The sequence below is a fragment of the Azospirillum brasilense genome (genome assembly GCF_007827815.1).
GTDB classification, from domain to species: domain Bacteria; phylum Pseudomonadota; class Alphaproteobacteria; order Azospirillales; family Azospirillaceae; genus Azospirillum; species Azospirillum brasilense_C.
This window is the reverse complement of sequence record NZ_VITH01000003.1, coordinates 164,277-185,186: the sequence shown is the minus strand read 5'-3', so window position 1 is coordinate 185,186 and position 20,910 is coordinate 164,277. Positions and strand designations below refer to the sequence as shown.

The 20,910-nt window shown below is 69.6% G+C and carries 21 protein-coding genes; 9 read left to right on the top strand and 12 right to left on the bottom strand.

All coding sequences use genetic code 11. The features are described from left to right. Window positions 1-12: 12 nt before the first annotated feature. From FBZ83_RS07665 to FBZ83_RS07625, 9 genes are all read right to left on the bottom strand, one after another. Window positions 13-1,155 (bottom strand): THUMP domain-containing class I SAM-dependent RNA methyltransferase, encoded by a 1,143-nt coding sequence (locus tag FBZ83_RS07665; RefSeq protein ID WP_145681895.1) that lies wholly within the window; start codon window positions 1,153-1,155, stop codon window positions 13-15. 42 nt (window positions 1,156-1,197) lie between these two features. Continuing rightward, window positions 1,198-1,830: a GDSL-type esterase/lipase family protein gene (locus FBZ83_RS07660; protein WP_247888205.1), complete on the bottom strand. Its 633-nt coding sequence runs from the start codon at window positions 1,828-1,830 to the stop codon at window positions 1,198-1,200. 41 nt (window positions 1,831-1,871) lie between these two features. Continuing rightward, the gene (locus FBZ83_RS07655) at window positions 1,872-3,083 is read right to left on the bottom strand and encodes a hypothetical protein (protein WP_145681893.1); all 1,212 of its coding nucleotides are present in this window, start codon (window positions 3,081-3,083) and stop codon (window positions 1,872-1,874) included. Window positions 3,084-3,365: 282 nt separating this feature from the next. Beyond that, window positions 3,366-4,223, bottom strand: coding sequence for a taurine dioxygenase (gene tauD / locus FBZ83_RS07650; RefSeq protein WP_145681892.1), 858 nt, complete (start codon window positions 4,221-4,223; stop codon window positions 3,366-3,368). A gap of 37 nt (window positions 4,224-4,260) precedes the next feature. Beyond that, the gene (betC, locus tag FBZ83_RS07645; protein WP_145681891.1) at window positions 4,261-5,805 is read right to left on the bottom strand and encodes a choline-sulfatase; all 1,545 of its coding nucleotides are present in this window, start codon (window positions 5,803-5,805) and stop codon (window positions 4,261-4,263) included. Window positions 5,806-5,833: 28 nt separating this feature from the next. Further along, complete coding sequence (locus FBZ83_RS07640; protein WP_145681890.1) at window positions 5,834-6,688, bottom strand: ABC transporter permease subunit; 855 nt, start codon at window positions 6,686-6,688, stop codon at window positions 5,834-5,836. Next, complete coding sequence (locus FBZ83_RS07635; protein ID WP_145681889.1) at window positions 6,685-7,488, bottom strand: taurine ABC transporter ATP-binding protein; 804 nt, start codon at window positions 7,486-7,488, stop codon at window positions 6,685-6,687. Before FBZ83_RS07635 ends, FBZ83_RS07640 begins: the two co-directional genes overlap by 4 nt. Window positions 7,489-7,513: 25 nt before the next feature. After that, on the bottom strand, window positions 7,514-8,515 hold the full coding sequence (tauA, locus tag FBZ83_RS07630) for a taurine ABC transporter substrate-binding protein (RefSeq protein ID WP_145681888.1): 1,002 nt from the start codon (window positions 8,513-8,515) through the stop codon (window positions 7,514-7,516). 199 nt (window positions 8,516-8,714) lie between these two features. Beyond that, the gene (locus FBZ83_RS07625) at window positions 8,715-9,584 is read right to left on the bottom strand and encodes a TauD/TfdA dioxygenase family protein (protein ID WP_145681887.1); all 870 of its coding nucleotides are present in this window, start codon (window positions 9,582-9,584) and stop codon (window positions 8,715-8,717) included. Window positions 9,585-9,887: 303 nt separating this feature from the next. Between FBZ83_RS07625 and FBZ83_RS07620 the strand changes: the two genes are divergently transcribed. From FBZ83_RS07620 to FBZ83_RS07605, 4 genes are read left to right on the top strand one after another with little or no spacing between them, the layout of a single operon-like run. Then, the gene (locus FBZ83_RS07620; RefSeq protein ID WP_145681886.1) at window positions 9,888-10,865 is read left to right on the top strand and encodes an aliphatic sulfonate ABC transporter substrate-binding protein; all 978 of its coding nucleotides are present in this window, start codon (window positions 9,888-9,890) and stop codon (window positions 10,863-10,865) included. Further along, window positions 10,862-11,740 (top strand): ABC transporter permease, encoded by an 879-nt coding sequence (locus FBZ83_RS07615; protein ID WP_145681885.1) that lies wholly within the window; start codon window positions 10,862-10,864, stop codon window positions 11,738-11,740. The genes FBZ83_RS07620 and FBZ83_RS07615 overlap by 4 nt, the downstream gene beginning before the upstream one ends. Window positions 11,741-11,745: 5 nt before the next feature. Next, entirely contained in the window at window positions 11,746-12,567 is an 822-nt protein-coding gene (locus FBZ83_RS07610) for an ABC transporter ATP-binding protein (protein WP_145681884.1), read from the top strand. 23 nt (window positions 12,568-12,590) lie between these two features. Next, the gene (locus FBZ83_RS07605) at window positions 12,591-13,499 is read left to right on the top strand and encodes a TauD/TfdA dioxygenase family protein (protein WP_145681883.1); all 909 of its coding nucleotides are present in this window, start codon (window positions 12,591-12,593) and stop codon (window positions 13,497-13,499) included. A gap of 24 nt (window positions 13,500-13,523) precedes the next feature. On the opposite strand, the gene FBZ83_RS07600 is transcribed toward FBZ83_RS07605, so the two are convergent. Beyond that, window positions 13,524-13,814: a hypothetical protein gene (locus FBZ83_RS07600; RefSeq protein WP_186465998.1), complete on the bottom strand. Its 291-nt coding sequence runs from the start codon at window positions 13,812-13,814 to the stop codon at window positions 13,524-13,526. 224 nt (window positions 13,815-14,038) lie between these two features. Between FBZ83_RS07600 and FBZ83_RS07595 the strand changes: the two genes are divergently transcribed. The 5 genes from FBZ83_RS07595 to FBZ83_RS07575 are packed head-to-tail and all read left to right on the top strand — an operon-like array spanning window position 14,039 to window position 18,510. Further along, a complete protein-coding gene (locus FBZ83_RS07595) occupies window positions 14,039-14,242 on the top strand; it encodes a hypothetical protein (RefSeq protein WP_145681882.1) in 204 nt (67 codons plus the stop codon). Between the two features lie 54 nt (window positions 14,243-14,296). Beyond that, complete coding sequence (locus tag FBZ83_RS07590; RefSeq protein ID WP_145681881.1) at window positions 14,297-14,911, top strand: cysteine dioxygenase; 615 nt, start codon at window positions 14,297-14,299, stop codon at window positions 14,909-14,911. Between the two features lie 20 nt (window positions 14,912-14,931). Continuing rightward, window positions 14,932-16,551, top strand: coding sequence for a rhodanese-like domain-containing protein (locus tag FBZ83_RS07585; RefSeq protein ID WP_145681880.1), 1,620 nt, complete (start codon window positions 14,932-14,934; stop codon window positions 16,549-16,551). 23 nt (window positions 16,552-16,574) lie between these two features. Then, window positions 16,575-17,621, top strand: coding sequence for an ABC transporter substrate-binding protein (locus FBZ83_RS07580; RefSeq protein WP_145681879.1), 1,047 nt, complete (start codon window positions 16,575-16,577; stop codon window positions 17,619-17,621). 10 nt (window positions 17,622-17,631) lie between these two features. Next, on the top strand, window positions 17,632-18,510 hold the full coding sequence (locus FBZ83_RS07575) for a TauD/TfdA dioxygenase family protein (protein ID WP_145681878.1): 879 nt from the start codon (window positions 17,632-17,634) through the stop codon (window positions 18,508-18,510). Between the two features lie 158 nt (window positions 18,511-18,668). On the opposite strand, the gene FBZ83_RS07570 is transcribed toward FBZ83_RS07575, so the two are convergent. Continuing rightward, window positions 18,669-19,778 (bottom strand): LacI family DNA-binding transcriptional regulator, encoded by a 1,110-nt coding sequence (locus FBZ83_RS07570; RefSeq protein ID WP_145681877.1) that lies wholly within the window; start codon window positions 19,776-19,778, stop codon window positions 18,669-18,671. Between the two features lie 31 nt (window positions 19,779-19,809). Further along, the gene (locus tag FBZ83_RS07565) at window positions 19,810-20,868 is read right to left on the bottom strand and encodes a succinylglutamate desuccinylase/aspartoacylase domain-containing protein (protein WP_145681876.1); all 1,059 of its coding nucleotides are present in this window, start codon (window positions 20,866-20,868) and stop codon (window positions 19,810-19,812) included. Between the last annotated feature and the right edge of the window lie 42 nt (window positions 20,869-20,910).

The following is a 20,910-nucleotide window of genomic DNA, read 5'->3' as shown; positions in this document are numbered from 1 at the left end:
TGCGGGAAGGGGTCAGGGAAGGGCGGCGGTGCTGTGCAGCGTCACGCGCAGGCCGCCGTGCGACACCGAGGGGCCGGACGGCTGGAAAGGCAGGCCGGTCGCCTGGGCCAGCGACGCCTCGTTGGTGACCAAACCGACCCGCCAGCCGGAGAAGCGCGACAGCAACGTCTGCCCCAGCGCGCCGTAGAGGGCGAACAGCGGCTTCTTCTCGCCGATCCGCGCGCCGTAGGGCGGGTTGACGATGACAAGGCCCGGCGGCCCCTCCGGCGGCATCAGATCGCTGACCGCGTGCTTCTGGAACTCCGTCAGGGCGGCGACGCCCGCGCGCTCGGCGTTGGCGCGGCTCATGGCGATGGCCCCGCCGTCGCGGTCGCTGCCGTAGAAGCGAAACGCCGGCGTTGGAGCGTTGCCGCCCGCGGAGCGCATCGCCTGCCACGCCGCGTCGTCGAAGGAGGCAAGCTGCTCGAAGGCGAAGCGGCGCGTGCGTCCAGGGTGCAGGCCGGCGGCGATCTCCGCGGCCTCGATGACGAAGGTGCCGGAGCCGCACATGGGGTCGACCACCGGCTCGGTGCCGTCGTAGCCGCAATGGTGCAGGAACAACGCGGCCAGAGTCTCGCGCAGCGGGGCCTTGTGGATCTCCTCCTTGTGGCCGCGCTTGTGCAGGGACTCGCCCGACGCGTCGACGCTGATGGTGCACAGATCGTCGTCGATGCGGGCCTTGATGGACACCTCGGCCTCGGCCGAGATGGGGGCGCCCAGCTCCTCGGTGATGGCCCGCTCGATGCGCTGGGCGGTCGCCCCGGCGTGGTAGATGCGCGAGCCCTTGCAGGACGCCTCCACGCGGACCGGCACGTCGGGGCGCAGGATCTCGGCCCAGGGCACCCGGCGCGCCCGCTTGTCGAGCTGGGCGAGGTGGAAGGCGCGGAAGGAGGCGACGCGGGCCAGCACGCGGGTCGCCCCGCGCAGCTCCAGGTTTGCCCGCCAGACCTCCGGCCAGCCGCCGCGGACGGTGACGCCGCCTTTGATGGCGGTGGCGTCGCGGAAGCCCTTGGCCTTCACCTCCGCGCAGAGCACGGATTCCAGGCCCGGCGCGGTGACGATGAAGATCTCGAAATCGGTGCCGGTACGGTCGGCGGCGGCGGTGTCGCTGGTCATGGCCTCTAGATATCCCGAAGCCCCGTCGCCTTCGACATCTTTCTAGCAACCGGTCTTGCCGACGACGGCGGTCAGGCGCTCGTAGCCGGCGCGGGTCAGATGCACCGGGTCCTTGTAGAGCGGGCAGGCGCCCTCCGCCGGGCAGGCGTCGCGCAGCGGGGTGCTCGCGTCCACCACGCGCAGGCCGGGGCCGGCGAGAGCGGCCAGCCGCCGGTTCACATCGGCGATGCGCTCGGCGAACACGGCGTTGCCGTCGCGCCGCGGCAGCAGGGTGAGCAGCGTGACGCAGGCGCCGGGAGCGGACCGCCTCACCTCCGCCGCGATGGTCCCGATGGTGCCGGCGATCTCCGCGGCGGAGCGGTCCGGCAGGTCGTTCGTTCCGACCAGGACCAGAGCGGACTCCAGACTCATGCCCGGCCCGAAGGCCTGCCGCACCCGCCACAGCAGGTTGCCCGTGGTGTCGCCCCCGGCCCCGAAATTCATCGGCTCCGCGTCGAACAGCGGGCGGGCGAGGTCGGGCGGCCAGCCGGCGACCAGGGAATCCCCCAGCAGCGTCGCCTTCGGGTCCCGATGCCGCAGCGTCTCCATGCGCGTGGTCAGCCAGTCCGGATAGGGCGGCTGCGTGCGCGGTCCGATGGCCGTGTCACTCTGCGCCGGGACAGCCAGGAACGCCAACAATACGGCGACCCCGGCCCATCCCGCTTTGATGATCCGACTCACGCCGCTTTCGCCGGCAGGGCGATGGCCGGAACCGGCTCCGGGTGCAGGGCGGGCGGCGACAAGTCCAGCACGGCGCGCTCTCCCTCGGCCAGCGGGCGCACGGCGTTCACGGTCAACGCGACGGTCAGCGGTCCTTTCGTGGCGGGGGCGTCCAGCACGAGGTCGGTCGCCCGGCCGGGATGCACCTCGAACCGCTCCTCGGCCAGCGTCGCGCCGTCCTCCGCGGCGATGGCGACCGCGACGCGGAGCGGGACGGAATCCCGCAGGGGGCAGCGCAGGGTGGCGCCGAGATGGAAGGCGCCGGGTGCATGGACCCCTGTCCAGCGCAGCGTGGTGCCGGGCTTCTCCGGATCGGGACCGTGCAGGCGGAACATCCCCTCATAGGGGCGGCACCAGCTGTTGCCGTTCAGCAGGCGGACGGTTCCGGCGCGCAGGTCGCCCGCGATGGGCTTGCCCAAGTCCTGATCGGGGGCGAAGGGGAAGCGGAGCTGCACCAGCGCGTCGGGGGCGCCGATGCGCAGGGCGGCGTGGCGCCGGGCCCAGTCGTGGCAGGGGAACAGGCTCAGCGCGCCCTGGACGATGGAGAACCACGCCGCGGCGTCGATGTCGTCCGCCCGATGATAGGGGGCGAAGCGGGTGACGCAGCCGCGCATCAGGCCGGGCCGCTGCCACTCCACGCGGCCGATGCGGGCGGGATCGTCGGTCTCCCGGACCTCCAGCAGGGCGAAGTCGTCGTGGCCGGCCAGGGCGGCCAGCGCCTCGTGCAGGCCGTCGATGGTGGCGGGGGCGATGCCGGGGTTCGACTTCACGACGAAGATCACCCCGCCCATCGCCGCGCGCGCGGTGAACTTGGCTTGGAGATACTGGATCTTGCGCGTTTCCCGGCGGTGCAGGGCGCGCCGCGTCGCCTCATCGTCGCGGAAGACCAGCCGGCCGCCGGTCACGTCGGACTTCATGTCGCTGTGCCAGCCGATGCCGTAGGCGGAATCCAGCACCATGCCGGTGCGCAGCGGCGACAGGTTCTCGAACCGGTACATGCCTTCGAAGTTGGCGCGCAGCTTGGCCAGGAGCTGGTCGGGCTTCATGGAGGCCCAGCGGAACAGGCTCCCCGCCTCGCAGGACAAGCGGCGCAGGACGAAGCCGAATTCGCAGTTGTCGCCCAGACTCTCGAACCGCAGAAGGTCGTCCGCGCCGATGCCGATGGTCATGCTGTTGTCCCGTTTCGCTGCCAAGCCGTGGTTTCGGCAAGCCTAGCGCGAGCCGGACGGGACGCGTCAACGGGCGGTGGCGATGGCGCCGAAAAGATCACCGCGAATTCGAGGCAATCCGTTCGGACTCTTCGACGGTTCAGACCCTCCGGGTCGCTTCCGCCATGCGCCGAGAACCGCGCTTTTCCGGTCCGGTTGCCTTTAAGCGGCACCGGCCTCGGATCGCCGCCGGCTCGGCGCAGCTTCGATGACCGCCATGCCTCTTGCCATCCAGGCCGGCGCTCAGGGTCCGACGGGCCGGTCGCCCAGAACGGTGGCGCGGTGCATCAGGCGGCTGTGCGGCAGATAATCGTTCACCGCGTAATGCTGGGTGGAGCGGTTGTCCCACAGCACGAGGTCGTCGGCCTTCCACCGCCAGCGCACGGTGAATTCCGGGCGGCTGATGTGGTCGAACAGCAGGTCGAGGATGGCCGCGCTCTCGCGGTCGCTCAGCCCGACGATGCGTGCGGTGAAGTTCTCGTTCACGAACAGCGCCTTGGCGCCGCTCACCGGATGGACGCGGACCACCGGGTGGGTCACCGGCGGGTGGCGGTCGCGGGCCGCGCGCCAGCGGGCGTGCGTTTCCGGATCGCCGTTGTGCCGCCATTCGGGGAAGGATTTGGTGAAGTCGTGCAGCGCGGTCAGCGGGTCGAGCAGGCGGCGCAGCGGTTCCGACAGGCCGTTGTAGGCGGCGATGTTGCTGGCCCACACGGTGTCGCCGCCGTTGGGCGGGATCCGCTTGCCCGACAGCGCCACGATGGCCGGCGGCGTCTCGATGCAGGTCACGTCGGTGTGCCAGACGTCGTTGTCCGTCACGTTGTGCGGCCCGGTGTCGAGCACCATGATCTCCGGCTGCTCGGGCACGTTGGGATAGACGGGGTGGACGTGCAGGCTGCCGAAGCGGGCGGCGAAGGCGCGCTGGGCCGCGGGCGTCAGGGGCTGGTTCTCGAAGAACAGCACCTGATGGGTGACCAGAGCGCGCTCCAGCGCGGCGGCCTCCGCGTCGCTCAGCGGGTTGGTGAGGTCCAGCCCCTCAACCCGCGCGCCGATGGCCGGGCTGACGGGAGTGATGGACAGGCTGGGCAGAGAGATGTCGGGCATGGCGGTTCCCCGGATGGCAGAAGTGGGAGAAGAGGAATCAGGCGTCGGGCGGCACCGGCTCGACCGCCGGCAGGCGGGCCAGCGCCTTCAGCGTGTCCTCGGCGACCCCGAAATTGCGGACGTAGGAGGTGGCGGCGCTGCGGTGGGGCTGGAAATCCCAGGGGGTGTGACGACCGGTCAGCAGCACCTTGTGGACGAACAGCCGCCGGTTCTGGCTCTCGATCACCGCCCGGCGCAGGGCCGGCGCGTTCCAGCGCCGGGCGACGGACGCGGCCAGATCGGCCTCGATGGCGGCGAGATCGCGCGCGCCGGCGCGGTTGACCAGCTCCTTCGGGTCGGCCTCCAGATCGTAGAGCTGCGGCGGGTCGCCGTCGCAGGCGATGTATTTGTAGCGGCCGCGCCGCACCATGAAGGCGGGGTTCAGCGTCCCTTCCCCCAGATACTCCGCGAAGATGGTGCGGCCGGCGCCGCGCGCCGAACCGGCCAGCAGGGGCAGCAGGCTTTCGCCGTCGAACGGGTCGACCGGCAGCGGCGCCCGGCCATCGAGCAGGTCGAGGATGGTGGGGAACAGATCGACGTGCGACACCGGGGCCGACACCCGGCGCGCCGCCCAGCGTCGCGGAGCGTGGACCAGCAGCGGCACGCGGGACGACCATTCGAAGAAGGTCATCTTGTACCACATGCCCCGCTCGCCCAGCATCTCGCCATGGTCGCCGGTGAAGACGATGATGGTGTCTTCGGCCAGCCCAGCCCGCTCCAGCGCGGTCAGCAGGCGCCCGACCAGCTCGTCCACATAGCTGATGGAGCCGTAATAGGCGTGGCGGGCGGTGCGCACCCGCTCCTCCGTCAGGTCGTAGCGGTGCAGCCCGTCCATATAATGGAGCCGCCGGCTGTGCGGATCGAGCCGCTCCGGCGGGATGGGCGGCACCGAGGGCAGGTCGATCGCCGCGTGGTCGTAGAGGTCCCAGTGCTCCGGCAGGCAGTTGAAGGGGTCGTGCGGGTGGGTGAAGGACACCGCCAGGAGGAAGGGCGCCTCGTCTCCGGTGCGGCCGTAATCGTAGATCTTCTGCACCGCCTGATGGGCGGACTCTTCGTCGAAGTCGATCTGCAGGCTGCGGTGGCAGGGGCCGGCCTCGACCACGCTCGCCATGTGATGCGACCAGTCGTAGGCCAGCGCTCCGTTCCCCCAATCCGGCGTCCAGCCGAAATCGGCGGGATAGACGTCGGTGGTCAGCCGCTCCTCAAAGCCGTGGAGCTGGTCGGCGCCGACGAAATGCATCTTGCCCGACAGGCAGGTGCGGTAACCGGCGGCGCGGGCGTAATGCACGAAGGTCGGCACGGAGGAGGCGAACTCCGCCGCGTTGTCGAAGGCGCCGATGGCCGAGGGCAGCCGCCCCGACAGCAGCGCGAAGCGCGACGGCGCGCAGAGCGGGTAGTTGCAGTAGGCGTTGTCGAACACCACGCCATCCGCGGCCAGCCGCGACAGGTTCGGCGTCTTGACGACCGGATGACCGTGGAAGGGCAGGGCGGGGGCCGCCATCTGGTCGGCCATGATGAACAGGATGTTGGGGGGCCGCGACACGGCGAAAGCACTCCGGTTCGGGAAAGCGTCAGGTCTTGCCCTTCCAGGGCACCAGCCAGGATTCCAGCAGGTGCATCCCGTAGGAGAAGGCGAAGGCCCAGGCGGCGATGATGCCGATGCCGACGAACACCACGTCGGTGGCCAGGAAATGCGAGGCGGACATGATCATGAAGCCGATGCCGCGTGTCGCCGCGATCAGCTCCGCGGCGACCAGCGTGCTCCAGCCGACGCCGATGGCGATGCGCAGGCCGGTCAGGATCTCCGGCAGGGCGCTGGGCAGCACGATGGCGCGGAAGAGCTGCCAGCGCGTGGCCCCCAGCGACAGCGCGGCGTTGACCCGCTCGATGGGCAGCGACCGCAAGCCGGCCTGCGCCGACAGGCAGATCGGGGCGAACATCGCCAGGGTGAGCAGGGCGATCTTCGACACCTCCCCGATGCCCAGCCAGATGATCATCAGCGGCAGATAGGCCAGCGGCGGCAGCGGCCAGTAAAACTCGATGGGCGTGTCGAGGACGCCCTTGGCCCAGCGGTTCAGCCCCATCGCCAGCCCCAGCGGGATGCCGAGCGACGCCGCGATCAGCGCCGCGGTGAGGATGCGCAGCAGGCTGGCCGACACATGCTCCCCAAGCGTGGCGCCGGCGTAGCCGTCCTCCAGGATGGCGATGAACTGGGCGGCCACCTCCCCTGGTGCTGGCAGGAACAGCGGCGTCACCAGCCTGTAATGCGACACCAGGAACCACATGGCGATGAGCAGAAACCCAGTGACCGCGCTGATCGGACCGGTCCGCGCGCCGTCCAGCCCGAAGGGCCGCAGGGCGACGGTCCGGGGCCGGGCGGCGGGCTCGGCCAGGGGAGCGGTGGTCGTGCGGGCGGCGTCGGTCATTGCAGCGTCTCCCCGCGGTGGACCGCCGCGTGATGCGGACGGTGGACGAGGTCGCGGATCCGGTTGTGCAGATCGCCGAATTCCGGGTCGGACAGGATGGCGCGCACGTCCCGTTCGGCGGCGAAGCGCCGGACGAAGTCGAGGTCGAAGCGGGCGACGATCCGGCCGGGGCGCGGCGACATCACCACCACCGTCGTGCCGAGGAACAGCGCCTCCTCGATGGAGTGGGTGATGAAGAAGATGCGCTTGCCGGTGCGCGCCCAGACGTCGACCAGCAGCTCCTGCATCTGCTCCCGCGTCAGGCTGTCGAGCGCGCCGAACGGTTCGTCCATCAGCAGGATCTTCGGGTCGGTGGCCAGCGCGCGGGCGATGCCGACGCGCTGGCGCATCCCGCCGGACAGCTCGTGCGGGGCGGCCTTGGCGAAGCCCTCCAGCCCGACGAGGCGCAACAGCTCGGCGGCGCGGTCCCGCCGTTCCCGCAAGGGAAGGCCGGCGAAATCCAGGCCGAGCGCCACATTGTCCAGCACGCTCTTCCAGGGCAGCAGCGTGTCCTTCTGGAACACCACGCCGCGGTCGGCGCCGGGGCGCTCCACCGGCCGGCCGTCCAGCGTGATGCTGCCGTCCGACAGGGGAAGGAAGCCGGCGATGGCGTTCAGCAGCGTGGACTTGCCGCAGCCCGACGCGCCCAGCGCGACGACGATGCTGTTGGCGTCGATGTCCAGCGACGCGCGGTCCAGCGCGTGGATCGTCCCGCCGTCACGGCCTGGAAAGAACACGCTGGCGTTCTGCACCCGAAGCATGGCGCGCCTCCCGTCCGGCCGCGCGTCAGGGCAGCGCCTTGACGTAATCCGCCGTGACGAAGCCGCCGTAGCTGGGCAGCACGGTGGAGACCTTCTTCTGCTCCTTCAGGAACTCGGCGGTTTCCTTCAGGATTCGGGCGGTGCCGCTGTTCTCGCCGCCGTCCAGCCAGTCCTTGGTGGCCTGCTGCTTGGCCGGGATCAGCGACAGGTTGTTCAGCGCCGCCGCCTGATCGGACGGCGTGCCGCCGAGAAGCCCGGCCAGCGTTTTGGCGTTCGGCGAGTCCGGCCCCCAAGCGGCCTTGTCGTCGCGGAAGGAGACGCTGTAGCGCTCCACCACCCCGGCGAAGCTCTTCAGGAAGGCCGGGTTCTCCTTGGCGAAGGTGGCGGTGGCGACCCAGGCGGTGAAGGTCGGGGCGCCGCGGTCGGCGACCTGCCGGGAGGTCAGCAGGACCTTGCCGGTCTTCTTCAGCTCGGTCAGCGCCGGGTCCCAGACGAAGGCGCCGTCCAGGTCGCCGCGGTTCCAGGCCGCGACGATGTCGGGCTGTGGGATGGCGAAGACCTGGGCGTCGCGCTCGCTCAGCTTCTCCTGCTTCAGCACGGCGAGGAGCTGGTAATGGTCGGTCGAGACCGGGGCGGCGGCCAGCTTCTTGCCCTTCAGGTGGGCGGGCGTCTCGATTCCGGAGCCGTTGCGGACCACCAGCGCCTCGTCCGTGCCGGAGGCGCTGGCGAGGTAGAAGGCCTTCACGTCCAGCCCGCGGCTGACCGCGGCGGCGAAGGGGCTTGAGCCGACATAGCCGACCTGGACGTCGCCCGACGCGATGGCGGCGAAGATGTCGGCGCCCGAATTGAACTTGCGGAAATCGATCTCGGCGCCAGTCGCCTTGGCGAAGTCCCCGTTGGCGATGGCCACCGACGACGGCAACGCGTCGGTCTGGTAGGCCACGACGACCTTGCCGGCGGCCTCGGCGGAGAAGGGCGCCAGGGTGGCCAGCGCGAGCAGGGCGATGGAAGGCAGGAACGGCTTCATGGTGGCTTATCTCCCCCGTCTTCACCCGGCGGCGCGGTCGTCCGCCGGTAAAGAAACTCTACATATTTAGAAGGGAAATAAGCAACACCACAAGCGATCATGCATGTATTATTTTTTCATATAAAGCAATAATAATATGTTAAATATGGCCGGGATGGAGGGAATGCCGATTTCCCTTCCGGGACGTCAAAACCGACGCTCAGAAGGCCTTGTCCTCGCCGAAGGTGACCCGGTGGAGCAGGCGGTACCCGGTGTAGTCGGTCACCGCGTAATGGACGGTGGCGCGGTTGTCCCAGATCGCCACGTCGCCGTTCCGCCAGCGCCAGCGCGCCTGGGCTTCGGGCTTCTCGAACAGCCCGAACAGGAAGGTTAGCAGCGCGTCGCTCTGCTGGCGCGACAGGCCGCGGATGCGCAGGGTGAAGTTCGGGCTGACATAGACCAGCTTGCGGCCCGTGACCGGATGGGTCTGGACGACCTTGTGCGCCACCGGCAGATGCTCGGCGCGGGCCTGACGGTACAGTTCCTCCCCGTTGGGCTGGGTGCGGAACCACTCGGGCCAGCCGCTGTGCTCGATGCTGTGCACCGCCTCCAGTGTTTCCAGATAGGCGCGCAAGGCCGGGTCGAGGCGGTCGTAGACGTAGGTTCCGCTGGCCCAGGCGGTGTCGCCGCCGACGGACGGCACGTCGCGCGCGTGCAGGACCGTGCCGGTGGGCGGGTTGGCGGAAAAGGTGATGTCGGCATGCCATTGATCGGTGCCGTAGCCCGGTTGCCCCGGCGTGAACTCGATCAGCTCGACGAGCCGGTTCGAGTCGTGGCGCTTGAAATAGGCCTTGGCCTTGTCGGGATCGCCGAAGATCCGGGCGACATCGACCTGCCGCTCCGGGGGCAGCGTCTGGCCGCGGAAGAACAGCACGCCATACTCGGCCAGCGCCCGGCGCAGGTCGGCGCGGACCTCCTCGCCGGTGGTCTCCCCGAGGTCGATTCCGTCCACCACGGCGCCGATGAAGGGGTTGTAGGGCGTCAGCGTGAAGCGGCGGAAGCCGTCGGCATGAGGGGACTTCGTCGTCATTGGATCGTCCTTCGGCCAAGGCAGCGGAGCGGAGTGCCCACCGTGAATAATCCATAATTCAGATAGACAAATAAACTTTCCTCGTTGATATAGATCAATCAACGAGAAAATTTGCACCTAATCGGAAAAATTGCACAAAAATTACCGCGTCATTGCCGGGGTGGCTTGACACCAATGTGTGTTAAATGAAATAGGAACAACCACAATGTGAATAGGGAAATCGGAGGGTCCTGGTAACGGCGACGCGCGACCCGGCCAGCGGACCCCGATCCCAAAACCCGAGCATGAAGCGAGGTACCGACCATGGCCGTTTCCAGATTTGTCGCCTTGGCCGTCGCGGCCGCCATCGGCCTCGGGCTGGCCGGAACCGCCACCACCTCCGCCGCCGACGATCTGCGCATCGCCGCGCAGCCCTTTCCCCTCTATGCGCCCCTGTTCGTCGCCAAACAGAAGAAGTGGCTGGACGAGGAACTGGCCAAGGTGGCGCCGAACGCCGCCGTCAAATGGTCGCTCTTCCCCGCCGGTCCGCCGATCAACGAATCCTTCGCCGCCGGGCAGCAGGATGTGGGCTTCGTCGGTGACACGCCGGCGCTGGTCGGCAAGGCGGCGGGGCTGGACACCAGCGCCATCGCCCTGACCTCGGACGGTCCGAAGAGCTTGGCGGTCGTCGTCGGCGGCGACTCCCCCATCGCCTCGCCCAAGGAGCTGAAGGGCAGGAAGGTGGCGGTGACCAAGGGGTCCTACGCCCACCATCTGCTGGCGCTGGTGCTGGAGCAGGGCGGCCTGACGCTCAACGACGTCGAGCTGATCAACCTGCCGGTGGCGGAGATCCCGCCGGCCATCGTCGCCGGCACCATCGACGCCGGCGCGGTGTGGGAGCCGATCCTGACCCGCTTCGAATCGCAGAAGGCGGTCCGCGTGCTGGCCGACGGCACCGGCATCAAGAAGGGCCTGCTGCTGATCGTCGCCGACAACGGCTTCCTCAAGAACCGGCCCGAGCAGGCGAAGGCGCTGCTGACGGCGTACAAGCGCGCGTCGGAATTCATCACCGCCAACCCGAAGGAGGCCGCCGAGCTCATCAGCGGCGACGTCAATTTGGCCCCCGACCTGCTGGTCCAGGTCCTGCAGCGGATGAACTACGACCCGGCCATCCACGACGACGACGTGGCCGAGGTCAAGAAGACCGAGCAGTTCATGCGCGCCCACGGCCTGATCAAGACCGCGGTGGACGTGGACGCCTTCTTCAACCGCAAGCCGGCGGACGAGGCGGGGCTGAAATGAGCGCCGAACTGGCTTCCGATGCGCGTTCCGCGCAGCGGGCCGGGCTGAGGGCGGGGGCGAAAACGGGAGCCCTGCGCTCCCGCCTGGGCGCCCTGGCCGGCGTCCTGCCGGGGGTCCTGGGCCGGGCGGCGCTGTATGTGGCGCTTCCCGTCGCGCTGCTGGCGGCGTGGCAGGCGGCGTTCGCGCTGGGCTACATCCGCCCCATCCTGCTGCCGCCGCCGACCAGGGTGGGCAAGGCCTTCGTCGATCTGGCGGCCAGCGGCGACCTGTTCCGCCACCTCGGCGTCAGCCTGCTGCGCGTGCTGGAGGGGTTCGCCATCGCCGCTCTGGTCGGCCTGCCGCTGGGCATCGGGATCGGCCTGTCGCGGACGCTGGACCGGCTGACCGACCTGATCATCCAGTTGACCAAGCCGATCCCGCCGATCGCCTGGATTCCGCTGGCCATCCTGTGGTTCGGCATCGGCGAGGCGGGGAAGGTCTACATCATCTTCCTCGGCGCCATCTTCCCCATCCTCGTCAACACCATCGACGGCATCCGCCAGACCGACCACCGCCATGTCGAGCTGGCGCGCGTGCTGGAGGTGACGCGCCGCCGCTTCATTCTCCAGGTCGTTTTGCCGGGGGCGCTGCCGAACATCATGACCGGCCTGCGCGTCGGGCTGATGGTGGCCTGGATCTGCGTGGTCGCCGCCGAGCTGATCGCCGCCTCGTCGGGCCTCGGCTACCTCATCATGGACGCCCGGCAGATGAGCCAGACCGATCAGGTTCTGGTGGGGATGATCACCATCGGTGCCATGGGCAAGCTGCTCGACGTCGTGCTGCGCGCCGCCGAACGCCGCCTGATCACCTGGAAAACCACCTTCTCGGGGAGCTGACCGCCATGGTTGCCACCGCTGCCCGCAAGGCGGGCGCCGATCGCGCCGCCAGCCTGCGCATCGGCCCGCTGTCCAAGACCTTCACGCTGAAGACCGGCCCGCTCAGGACCGAAACGGTCCAGGCGCTCGGCGACATCCGGCTCGACGTTCCGGGCGGGAGCTTCGTCAGCATCGTCGGCAGTTCCGGCTGCGGCAAGAGCACGCTTCTGCGCATCATCGCTGGTCTGGAGACCAGCTATGACGGGTCCGTCACGCTCGACGGGCGGCCCATCGGCGGTCCCGGCCTCGACCGTGGGGTCATCTTCCAGGAGCACCGCCTGCTGCCCTGGCTGACGGTCGAGCAGAACATCGCCTTCGGGCTGAAGACCCTGCCCAGGGCGGAGGTCGCCCGGCGGGTGCGGGAGCATCTGGAACTGGTCGGGCTGGAGGGCTTCGCCAAGGCCCACCCGCACCAGCTCTCCGGCGGCATGGCCCAGCGCGTGGCAATCGCCCGCGCGCTCGTCAACCAGCCGCGGGTGCTGCTGTTGGACGAGCCGTTCGGCGCGCTGGATGCCCTGACCCGGATCCAGATGCAGCAGGAGATCCTGCGCATCTGGGAGGCGCAGCGCACGACCATGATCCTGGTCACCCACGACATCGACGAGGCCGTCTTCCTCGGCGACGAGGTGGTGGTCATGTCGTCGCGCCCCGGCACCATCCGCAAGAGGCTGCCGGTCGGGCTGCCGCGCCCGCGCGACCGGTCGAGCCCCGACTTCATCGCTTTGCGCAAGGAAATCCACCGCGAGTTCTTCACCGCGTCGGAGCTTCCGTTCGCCTACGAAATCTAACGGCAAAATCTGAGGCGACCATCATGAGCTTCTACCGCGACTTCCACGACAAGACCGCCATCGCCGACTGGAGCCGCCGCGAGCGCCCGAGCTACGACAGCATCGCGGTGCGCCCGCTGTCGCCCATCCTGGGCGCCGAGGTCGAGGGCGTGGACCTGTCCAGGCCGTTGAGCGACGCGCAGTTGGCCGACATCCGCAAGGCCATCGCCGCCCATCTGGTGCTGGTGTTCCGCGACCAGGAGATCACCGCGGAGGACCACAAGCGCTTCGCCCGCCACTTCGGCACGCTGCACCGCCATGTGCTGGGGGGCGCCCGGCAATTGTCGTCGAACGACCACGACCCGGAGATCCTGGCCTGGCGCACCGGCCCCGAAGCCCGCTACACCGCCGGCGACGCGTGGCATTCCGACGTGACCTGCGATCCCGAACCCATCTGGGGCTCCTTCCTGCGCGTCACCAAACAGCCGGAGATCGGCGGCGACACCGCCTTCGCCAACATGTATCTGGCCTATGATTCGCTGTCGGAGAAGGTCAAGGCGCTGCTCGACGGCCTGACCGCCGTCCATGACGGGGGCAAGGCCTGGACGGCGGGCTATGGCGCCACGCCGCAGCCGGGGCAGACCTTTCCGTCCGCCGAGCATCCGGTGGTGGCGCGCCATCATCTGACCGGGCGCAAGTACCTGTTCGTCAACGAGGCCTTCACCAGCCACATCGTCCAGCTGACGCGCACCGAGAGCGACGCCATCCTGGGCCTGCTGTTCCGCCACATCGAAAAGAACCTGGCCTTCCAGACGCGCATCCACTGGCGCCCCAACTCCCTGGTCTTCTGGGACAACTGGGCCACCCAGCACCACGCCGTCTGGGACTACTACCCGCATGAGCGGTGGGGCGAGCGCGCCTCGGCCTTCATCGGCTCCGCGCCGCAGCCCTGACTGGATGCCCGTACCGCCCGCCGGTCATTCCGCGAACACGCGCTCGCGGTTCCGGCGGACGGCGGGGAGGATGATGGCGGCCAGCAGCAGGCCGGTGAGAACCAGCAGCGCGAGGCTGATCGGCTCGCGCAGGAAGACGGTCGGATCGCCGCGCGACAGGATCATGGCGCGCCGCAGATTCGCCTCCATCATCGGTCCCGGCGCGAATCCCAGGAGCAGCGGCGCCGGCTCGAAGCGCAGGGACTGCCCGGCACGCGCCGGATGGGCGCCGACCGCTTCCGCTCCGGCGATCAAGACGCGTCGCGTGTCGCTCATTCCCGTCTTCCTGCTCCGTCTTCCCGCGATCGCGTCGCCCGTCCACGTCGCTGAACCAGCGGAAAACCGCGCTCGGGGGGAAGTGCAAGCTTGACGTCAAACAAAAAACCTATTTTCCTATATGGAATGGGATAAATAACACTATGAAAAAGTGTTGTTTTTAGTGCGGCAATTGTCCGGACGACGCTCCCCCGTCGTCCACCCTTTCAAGCAGGAGGTCCGGCATGAAGGCTTCGGATGACTTCCAATGGATGCTGATCGCTTCGCTCAGCCCGTCTTGCTCCTTGCCTTTGCCACTGCCGCCGGATCCTTCGGACGACGCGCCGGACCGGACGCACGCGGAGCAGCCGTTGCTCGGCCGTCGGCTGGCCTTGGGGGCCGGTGTCGTCCTGGCCGTCCTTCCGGTGCTGGTGGCCGCGCTGGCCTGATCCGCCCCACCCCCGGCCTCGGCCGCCCCCCAACGTTCCGGATGGACGGATGCCATGACCGATCCCACCCCTTCCAACCTGTCCCGCCTGCGCGGCTTCATTGGCGACTTCACCCGTCTGGTGGAGCGGTTCGACGACGAGGCCGCCATTCTTGACTCGGGGCGCAGCCTGCTGGCCGGGCTGGTCGCCGTGGACGACTGGCTGCCCGACGCCTACGCGCAGCCCGATCCGGTCCATTACCGGCAGTATCTGCTGCATTGCGATCCTCATGAGCGCTTCTCGGTCGTCAGCTTCGTCTGGGGACCGGGACAGCGCACGCCGATCCACGACCACACCGTCTGGGGCCTCGTCGGCGTGCTGCGCGGGGCGGAACATTCCCAACGCTACGAATTGCAGGACGGCCCGCCCATCCCCTCCGCCGCCGACTTTCTGCCGGTCGGATCGGTGGAGGCGGTGTCGCCGCGCCTCGGCGACGTCCACGCCATTTCCAACGCGCTGACCGACCGACCGTCGATCAGCATCCACGTCTATGGCGGCAACATCGGCGCCATTCGGCGGTCAGTCTTCGATCCGCTGACCGGCGAGCGCAAGCCCTTCATCTCCGGCTACGCCAACAATGCCCTGCCCAACCTGTGGGACCGCTCGAAGTCCGTTCCGCAAGCCGCATAACAGGTCCCGGAAAGCAAACCATGCCCGACACCGCCCCACCCGACACCGCACCGCTCGCCACCCGCACCGCCGCGGACATCCGCCGCGACTGGATCGACCGCAGGGAGGTCGCCCTTCTCGACGCGCGGGAGGAGGGACCCTATTCGTTGGCCCACCCGCTGTTCGCCGTGTCGCTGCCGCTCAGCCGGGTGGAGCTTCTGGCTTATGACCTGCTGCCGCGGCGCGACGTGCCGATCACCGTCTACGACAACGGCGAGGGCTACGCCGAGCCAGCGGCGCGGCGGCTCCTGGCGCTGGGCTACCGCGAGGTGACGCTGCTGGAGGGCGGGCTGGCCGGCTGGACCGCCGCCGGGTTCGAGGTCTACCGGGACGTCAACGTGCCCAGCAAGGCGTTCGGCGAGTGGGTGGAGCATCACCGCCACACCCCGTCGCTGTCCGCCGACGAGGTGAAGACGCTCGTCGACACCGGGGCCGATCTGGTGATCCTCGACGCCCGCCGCTACGAGGAGTTCCAGACCATGGCGATTCCCGGCGGCATCAGCGTGCCGGGGGCCGAACTGGTCAAGCGCGTCCACGACATCGCGCCCGACCCGCGGACGCTGGTCGTCGTCAACTGCGCCGGGCGCACCCGTTCGATCATCGGCACGCAGTCGCTGGTGAACGCCGGCATCCCCAACCGGGTGGCGGCGCTGCGCAACGGCACCATCGGCTGGACCCTGGCCGGGCTGGAGCTGGACCGCGGGCGCGACGGGCGCTTTCCGGCGGTGTCGCCGGAGGGCGACGCCAAGGGCCGCAAGGCCGCCCGCGCGGTGGCCGATCGGGCCGGCGTCGGGCGCATCGGCCCCGCCGCGCTGGACGCCTTCCGCGGCGACGAGCGGCGCACCCTGCATCTCTTCGACGTGCGCACGCCGGAGGAGTACGCGGCCGGCCATCTGCCGGGCTTCCGCCACGCGGCGGGCGGGCAGCTCGTCCAGGCGACGGACGAGCATGTCGCGGTGCGCGGCGCCCGCATCGTGCTGGCCGACGATCCGGCGGGCGGCGGCGGCCCGCGCGCCGACATGACCGCCTCCTGGCTGGCGCAGCTCGGCTGGGAGGTGCATGTGCTGGAGGGCGACGTGGCGTCTCTGGGCATCGAGAGCGGCCCCGACCGCCGCCGCCTGCCGCGGGTACCGGACGTCGGCGCGGAGACGGTGGCGCCGCGCGACCTGCTGGCCCTTCTGGAGAACGGCGAGGCGGCGGTGATCGACATCGCCCGCAGCCCGCGCTACCGCGCCGGCCACATTCCGGGAGCGTATTTTTCGACCCGCGCGCGTCTGGGCGGCACCATCGCCCGCCTGCCGAAGGGCGTGCGCCCGGTGCTGACCTGCCGGGACGGCACGCTGACCCGCTACGCCGCCGCCGATTTCCCTCCGGGAGCGGTCCCGCTGCTGCTGGAGGGCGGCACGCAGGGCTGGGTGGCGGCCGGGCTGCCGCTCAGCGCCGGGCTGGAGCGCCTGGGGCCGGAGCCGGACGACGTCTACAAGCGCCCCTACGAGGGCACCGACAACAGCGCCGCCGCCATGCAGGGCTACATCGACTGGGAGCTTGAGCTGGTGGACCAGCTGAAGCGCGACGGCGCCCACAATTTCCGCGTCATCTGACCGGCTTTTTCACGGGACACACCATGACCACGCCCTTTTCCATGCGCGTTTCCGTTCCGCGCCGGACGCTTCTCGGCGCCGCCCTTCTGCTCGCCGCCGGCTTCGCCGGCCTGTCGCCGGTCCCCGCGCAGGCCGAGGCGACAGAGGTCCGCTTCGCCCGCAACCTCGGCCTCGGCTACCTGCCGCTTTACGTCATGGAGGACAAGGGGCTGGTGGAGACGCACGCCCGCGCCGCCGGGCTGGGCGCGGTGACGGTCCGCTACACCCCGCTCGGCAACCCGACGACGATCACCGAGGCCACCCTGTCCGGCAACGCCGATTTCGGGGCGGCGGGTGTGCCGGCCTTCATCATCGCCTGGGATAAAACGAAGGGAAACGCCAACCTGCGCGGGCTGGCCGCGCTGAACGCCCAGCCGGCCTACCTCAACACCAACCGGCCCGGGGTGAAGGGCCTGACGGACTTCACGGACAAGGACCGCATTGTCGTGCCGTCGGTCCGCGCCTCCTATCAGGCCATCGTGCTCCAGATCGCCGCCGAGCAGGTCTTCGGCCCCGGCCAGCACGCGCGGCTGGACCCTCTGACCGTGTCGCTGGCCCATCCCGACGGCACCGCCGCCCTGCTGTCCGGCCGGACGGAGATCACCGCCCACTTCACCAGCCCGCCCTTCCAGGACCAGCAGCTCCGCGACCCGAAGATCCACAAGGTGCTGAGCAGCTACGACGTGCTGGGCGGGCCGGCGTCCTTCAGCGCGCTGTGGACCTCCGCCGCCTTCCATGAGGCCAACCCGCGGCTGACCAAGGCGGTGCTGGCGGCGCTGGAGGACGCGGTGGCCCTCATCAAGGCCGACCCCAGGGAGGCCGCCCGCGCCTACATCCGCATCGAAAAGTCCAAGCTGGGCGAGGAGGAGGTGGCGGCGATGATCGCCCATCCGGAGGTGTCCTACGACCTCGCCCCGCGCGGCATTGGCATCTTCACCGACTTCATGGCGCGCATCGGCTCGATCCGCAACCGGCCCGCCGACTGGCGCGACCTGTTCTTCGCCGACATCCACGACCGCACCGGAAGCTGAGGGCGTTTTCATGACCCACCCCACCTTCACCACCCATCCGGTCTCCCCCACGCTGGGGGCCGAAATCCGCGGCATCGACCTGTCGCGGCCGCTGGATGGCGCCAGCGCCGCTGCGCTGGCCGCGGCGCTGGACCGCCATCTGGTGCTGGTGTTCCGCGACCAGACGCTGTCCGACGCTGACCTCGTCCGGGTGTCCGGCCATTTCGGCCCGCTCGACAAGGCGCCGATCACCGAGCATGGCCGGTTGCACGCGCCGGGCTTCGAGGAGGTCTACGTCATCTCCAACGTCACCGAGCAGGGCCGCCCCATCGGCGCGCTGGGGGCGGGGGAGTCGGTCTGGCACGCCGACATGACCTATCTGGAGACCCCGCCCTACGCCAGCAGCCTCTACGCGCTGGAGGTGCCGGAGGAGGGTGGGGACACCGGATTCATCAGCATGTTCGCCGCCTACGACGCCCTGCCCGAGGAACTGAAGCGGCGGATCGACGGGCTGTCGATCAAGCACGACAGCACCACCAACAGCGGCGGCTATCTGCGGCAGGGCTTCGCGCCTCCGACCGACCTCGCCACATCGCCGGGCACCGTGCATCCGCTGGTCATCATCCACCCGGTGAGCGGGCGCAAGGCGCTGCTTCTGGGTCGCCGCCCGCATGCCTGCATTCCCGGCCTGCCGCCGGCGGAGAGCGAAGCCCTGCTCGATGCGGTGTGGGAGGCGGCGGTGCGTCCGGAGCTGTCCTGGCACCACCAATGGCGGGTCGGCGATCTCGTGATGTGGGACAACCGCTGGACCATGCACCGCCGCGATCCCTTTCCCGAGCACCAGCGCCGCCGCATGCACCGCACCCAGATCGCCGTTCCTGCCGGATTGCGGCGCCCTGAGGCGGTATGAGCGTCCTCATGTTCCCGCCTCCGCCGATGCGGGAGAACCAGCGGTTCACCGAAATGATGACCCGCCGCTCCGTCGACCGCGGCTGAGCTGTCACTTTGACACGGCGAAAGCGCGGCGGGTGTGGCGTTTCATGACGGCGCCGGGTTGACGGTGCCGCCTCAGCTGCTTCCGCGATGGGTCAGTGTCAGATCGATGGCACGGATCGGCTCCGCTGGCATGTCTCCGCGCATCCGCTGCAGGATCATCGATCCGGCTTGGCGGCCAAGGTCGCGGCTGTCGATCCCGATGGTGGTCAGTCCGGGCGGCAGCTCTTCGGCAACGTCACTGTGACCGAAGCCGAGGATGGCGATGTCTTCGGGGAGGCGCAGACCCAACCGGCGCGCCTCCAGCAGCGCGCCGGTCGCCAGCAGATCGTTGGCGCAGAACACCGCCTCGATCGCGGCGTTGCCGGACAGCAGCTCGGCGAGCGCGCGACGGCCGTCGACCATGCTGGTGACCCTGTCGACCGAAAGCTCGGCGACGATGTCGAGCCCGGCGGCGCGGGCCCCCTCGCGGAAACCGTTGAGGCGAAGGGCGCCGCGGCCGCTGCGGCGGCCGATGAAGGCGACGCGGCGATAGCCCCGCCCGGCGAAATGCTCCGCCGCGAAGCGGCCGCTGTCGATGTTCGAGAAGCCGACCAGCATGTCGATCGGGTCGCGGGGATAGGCCCAGGTCTCCATGATCGGAATCCCGAGCGCCCGCAGGGCCCGCCGGTTCTCCTCGATCTCGATGACGCCGGTGAACATGACCGCCGCCGGGCGCATCTCGCGCAGCGACTGGATCATCGTCGTTTCCTTGGCGTAGGAGTAGGAGGTCTGCCCGATCATCAGCTGGTAGCCCTGCGGCTCCAGCACCTCGCCGCAGCCCTGCACGGCAAGGCAGAACTGCTGGCTTTGAAGGTTGGAAACGAAGGCGGCGACGATGTTCGAGTGGCCCGACCTCAGCGCGCGGGCGTGCGGGTTGGTGGCGTAGCCGGTGCGCTCGACGATCTCCAGGATCTTGCGGCGCTTGGCCTCGGCCACCTTCTCCGGCTGGCGCAGGGCGCGCGAGACGGTGATCGGCGAGACCCCGGCAAGCCGGGCGATCTCGACGATGCGCGGCGGAGCGGCCCCGTCGCGGGCCGCCCCATCCTCCGTTCTTCCGTCGCTGGAAGGCAGCGGCTCCGCTGCCCGGAGGCGGAGGACGTCGTCGATGGTCGGCGGACGCTTCGCCGCACCGGTGTCACTCATGCCGCCCGTCTCCCCGTCTGATGATCCGCGGTCAGGCCGCACGCCCCAGGATGCCCGCCTCCTCGACCGGACGAGCCACCTGGATCAGGCAATCGCCGGCCTCGCTGTCGCTGTGCAGGCGGCGCGAGATGACGATCCCGGCCTCCTGGAAGCGCAGTTCCTCCTCCGGCTGGTCGAGCCGCGTCAGGTCGTGGAACCAGCCGGCGAGGTCGCCGGCGGAAACCCGCGCCCCGACATCGACCGCCGGTTCGAACCAGCCGCGCCGCAGCGCGTAGATCGCCTGCCGGTGGCTGTCAAGCTGAAGAAGCTGCATCGGCGTCGCAATGGGCGCCGCAGCGGGCGCCGCAGCGGGCGTCGGACCCGAGAGCACCGGCGCATCGGTCAGCCCGACGGCGATCAGCAGATTGTCGATCGCGCGGGCGGTGTAGGCGATGGTTTCCGGAGTCACCGTGCCGCCGCCGCCGAACTCGCCGCTGATGCCGATGACGCCGGCCCGCGCGGCGGCGGCCATCGAGGTCGGAGCGGCGGCGCCGTTCTCCGCCACGAAGCCGTAGGGCATGTCCAAAGCCCGCATCAACTCCAGGGCGCGGGCGAGACGGTCGGGCGTGCCCTGCCGTTCGATCAGCGCACAGGGCAGGTGAGCCATCGAGGTGCCGCCGGAATGGATGTCGAACACCACGTCATGGCGCGGGAACAGCTCGTGTTCGAGGAAATGCGCCAGCCGGAAGGTCGGGGTGCCGGCGGGGTCGCCGGGGAAGGCACGGTTGAGGTTGCCATCGTCCAGCGGCGACCGGCGCCGCGCCGCCATCACCGCCGGCGCGTTGGTGGCCGGCAGGATCGTCACCTCGCCGCGGATGCGCGCGGGATCGAGGCGGCGGAACAGCCGGCCCAGCAGCAGTTCGCCTTCGTACTCGTCGCCGTGGTTGCCCGCCATCAGCAGCACGCGCGGACCCGTCCCGTTGCGCACGCGGCAGACCGGGACCTTCACCTGATAATAGGGGGACCGGTCCACCGAGAACGGGATGCTGAGGAAATCCAGTGACTTGCCATCGGCGGCGAAGTCGAGCGCGTGGTAGAGGCCAGTGTGCATTCCAAAAACCTTCTGGCGGAGGGGCGCCTTGGCAGCCTGTGC

Excerpts from the sequence above, each read along its gene's own strand:
- FBZ83_RS07615 (WP_145681885.1), top strand. The coding sequence starts at position 10,862 with ATGAGCGCCGAACTGGCTTCCGATGCGCGTTCCGCGCAGCGGGCCGGG.
- FBZ83_RS07585 (WP_145681880.1), top strand. The coding sequence starts at position 14,932 with ATGCCCGACACCGCCCCACCCGACACCGCACCGCTCGCCACCCGCACC.
- FBZ83_RS07565 (WP_145681876.1), bottom strand. The coding sequence starts at position 20,868 with ATGCACACTGGCCTCTACCACGCGCTCGACTTCGCCGCCGATGGCAAG.
- FBZ83_RS07655 (WP_145681893.1), bottom strand. The coding sequence starts at position 3,083 with ATGACCATCGGCATCGGCGCGGACGACCTTCTGCGGTTCGAGAGTCTG.
- FBZ83_RS07635 (WP_145681889.1), bottom strand. The coding sequence starts at position 7,488 with ATGCTTCGGGTGCAGAACGCCAGCGTGTTCTTTCCAGGCCGTGACGGC.
- FBZ83_RS07580 (WP_145681879.1), top strand. The coding sequence starts at position 16,575 with ATGACCACGCCCTTTTCCATGCGCGTTTCCGTTCCGCGCCGGACGCTT.
- FBZ83_RS07575 (WP_145681878.1), top strand. The coding sequence starts at position 17,632 with ATGACCCACCCCACCTTCACCACCCATCCGGTCTCCCCCACGCTGGGG.
- FBZ83_RS07600 (WP_186465998.1), bottom strand. The coding sequence starts at position 13,814 with ATGAGCGACACGCGACGCGTCTTGATCGCCGGAGCGGAAGCGGTCGGC.
- FBZ83_RS07590 (WP_145681881.1), top strand. The coding sequence starts at position 14,297 with ATGACCGATCCCACCCCTTCCAACCTGTCCCGCCTGCGCGGCTTCATT.
- tauD (WP_145681892.1), bottom strand. The coding sequence starts at position 4,223 with ATGCCCGACATCTCTCTGCCCAGCCTGTCCATCACTCCCGTCAGCCCG.
- FBZ83_RS07620 (WP_145681886.1), top strand. The coding sequence starts at position 9,888 with ATGGCCGTTTCCAGATTTGTCGCCTTGGCCGTCGCGGCCGCCATCGGC.
- FBZ83_RS07605 (WP_145681883.1), top strand. The coding sequence starts at position 12,591 with ATGAGCTTCTACCGCGACTTCCACGACAAGACCGCCATCGCCGACTGG.
- tauA (WP_145681888.1), bottom strand. The coding sequence starts at position 8,515 with ATGAAGCCGTTCCTGCCTTCCATCGCCCTGCTCGCGCTGGCCACCCTG.
- FBZ83_RS07665 (WP_145681895.1), bottom strand. The coding sequence starts at position 1,155 with ATGACCAGCGACACCGCCGCCGCCGACCGTACCGGCACCGATTTCGAG.
- FBZ83_RS07625 (WP_145681887.1), bottom strand. The coding sequence starts at position 9,584 with ATGACGACGAAGTCCCCTCATGCCGACGGCTTCCGCCGCTTCACGCTG.
- FBZ83_RS07570 (WP_145681877.1), bottom strand. The coding sequence starts at position 19,778 with ATGAGTGACACCGGTGCGGCGAAGCGTCCGCCGACCATCGACGACGTC.
- FBZ83_RS07595 (WP_145681882.1), top strand. The coding sequence starts at position 14,039 with ATGAAGGCTTCGGATGACTTCCAATGGATGCTGATCGCTTCGCTCAGC.
- FBZ83_RS07640 (WP_145681890.1), bottom strand. The coding sequence starts at position 6,688 with ATGACCGACGCCGCCCGCACGACCACCGCTCCCCTGGCCGAGCCCGCC.
- FBZ83_RS07610 (WP_145681884.1), top strand. The coding sequence starts at position 11,746 with ATGGTTGCCACCGCTGCCCGCAAGGCGGGCGCCGATCGCGCCGCCAGC.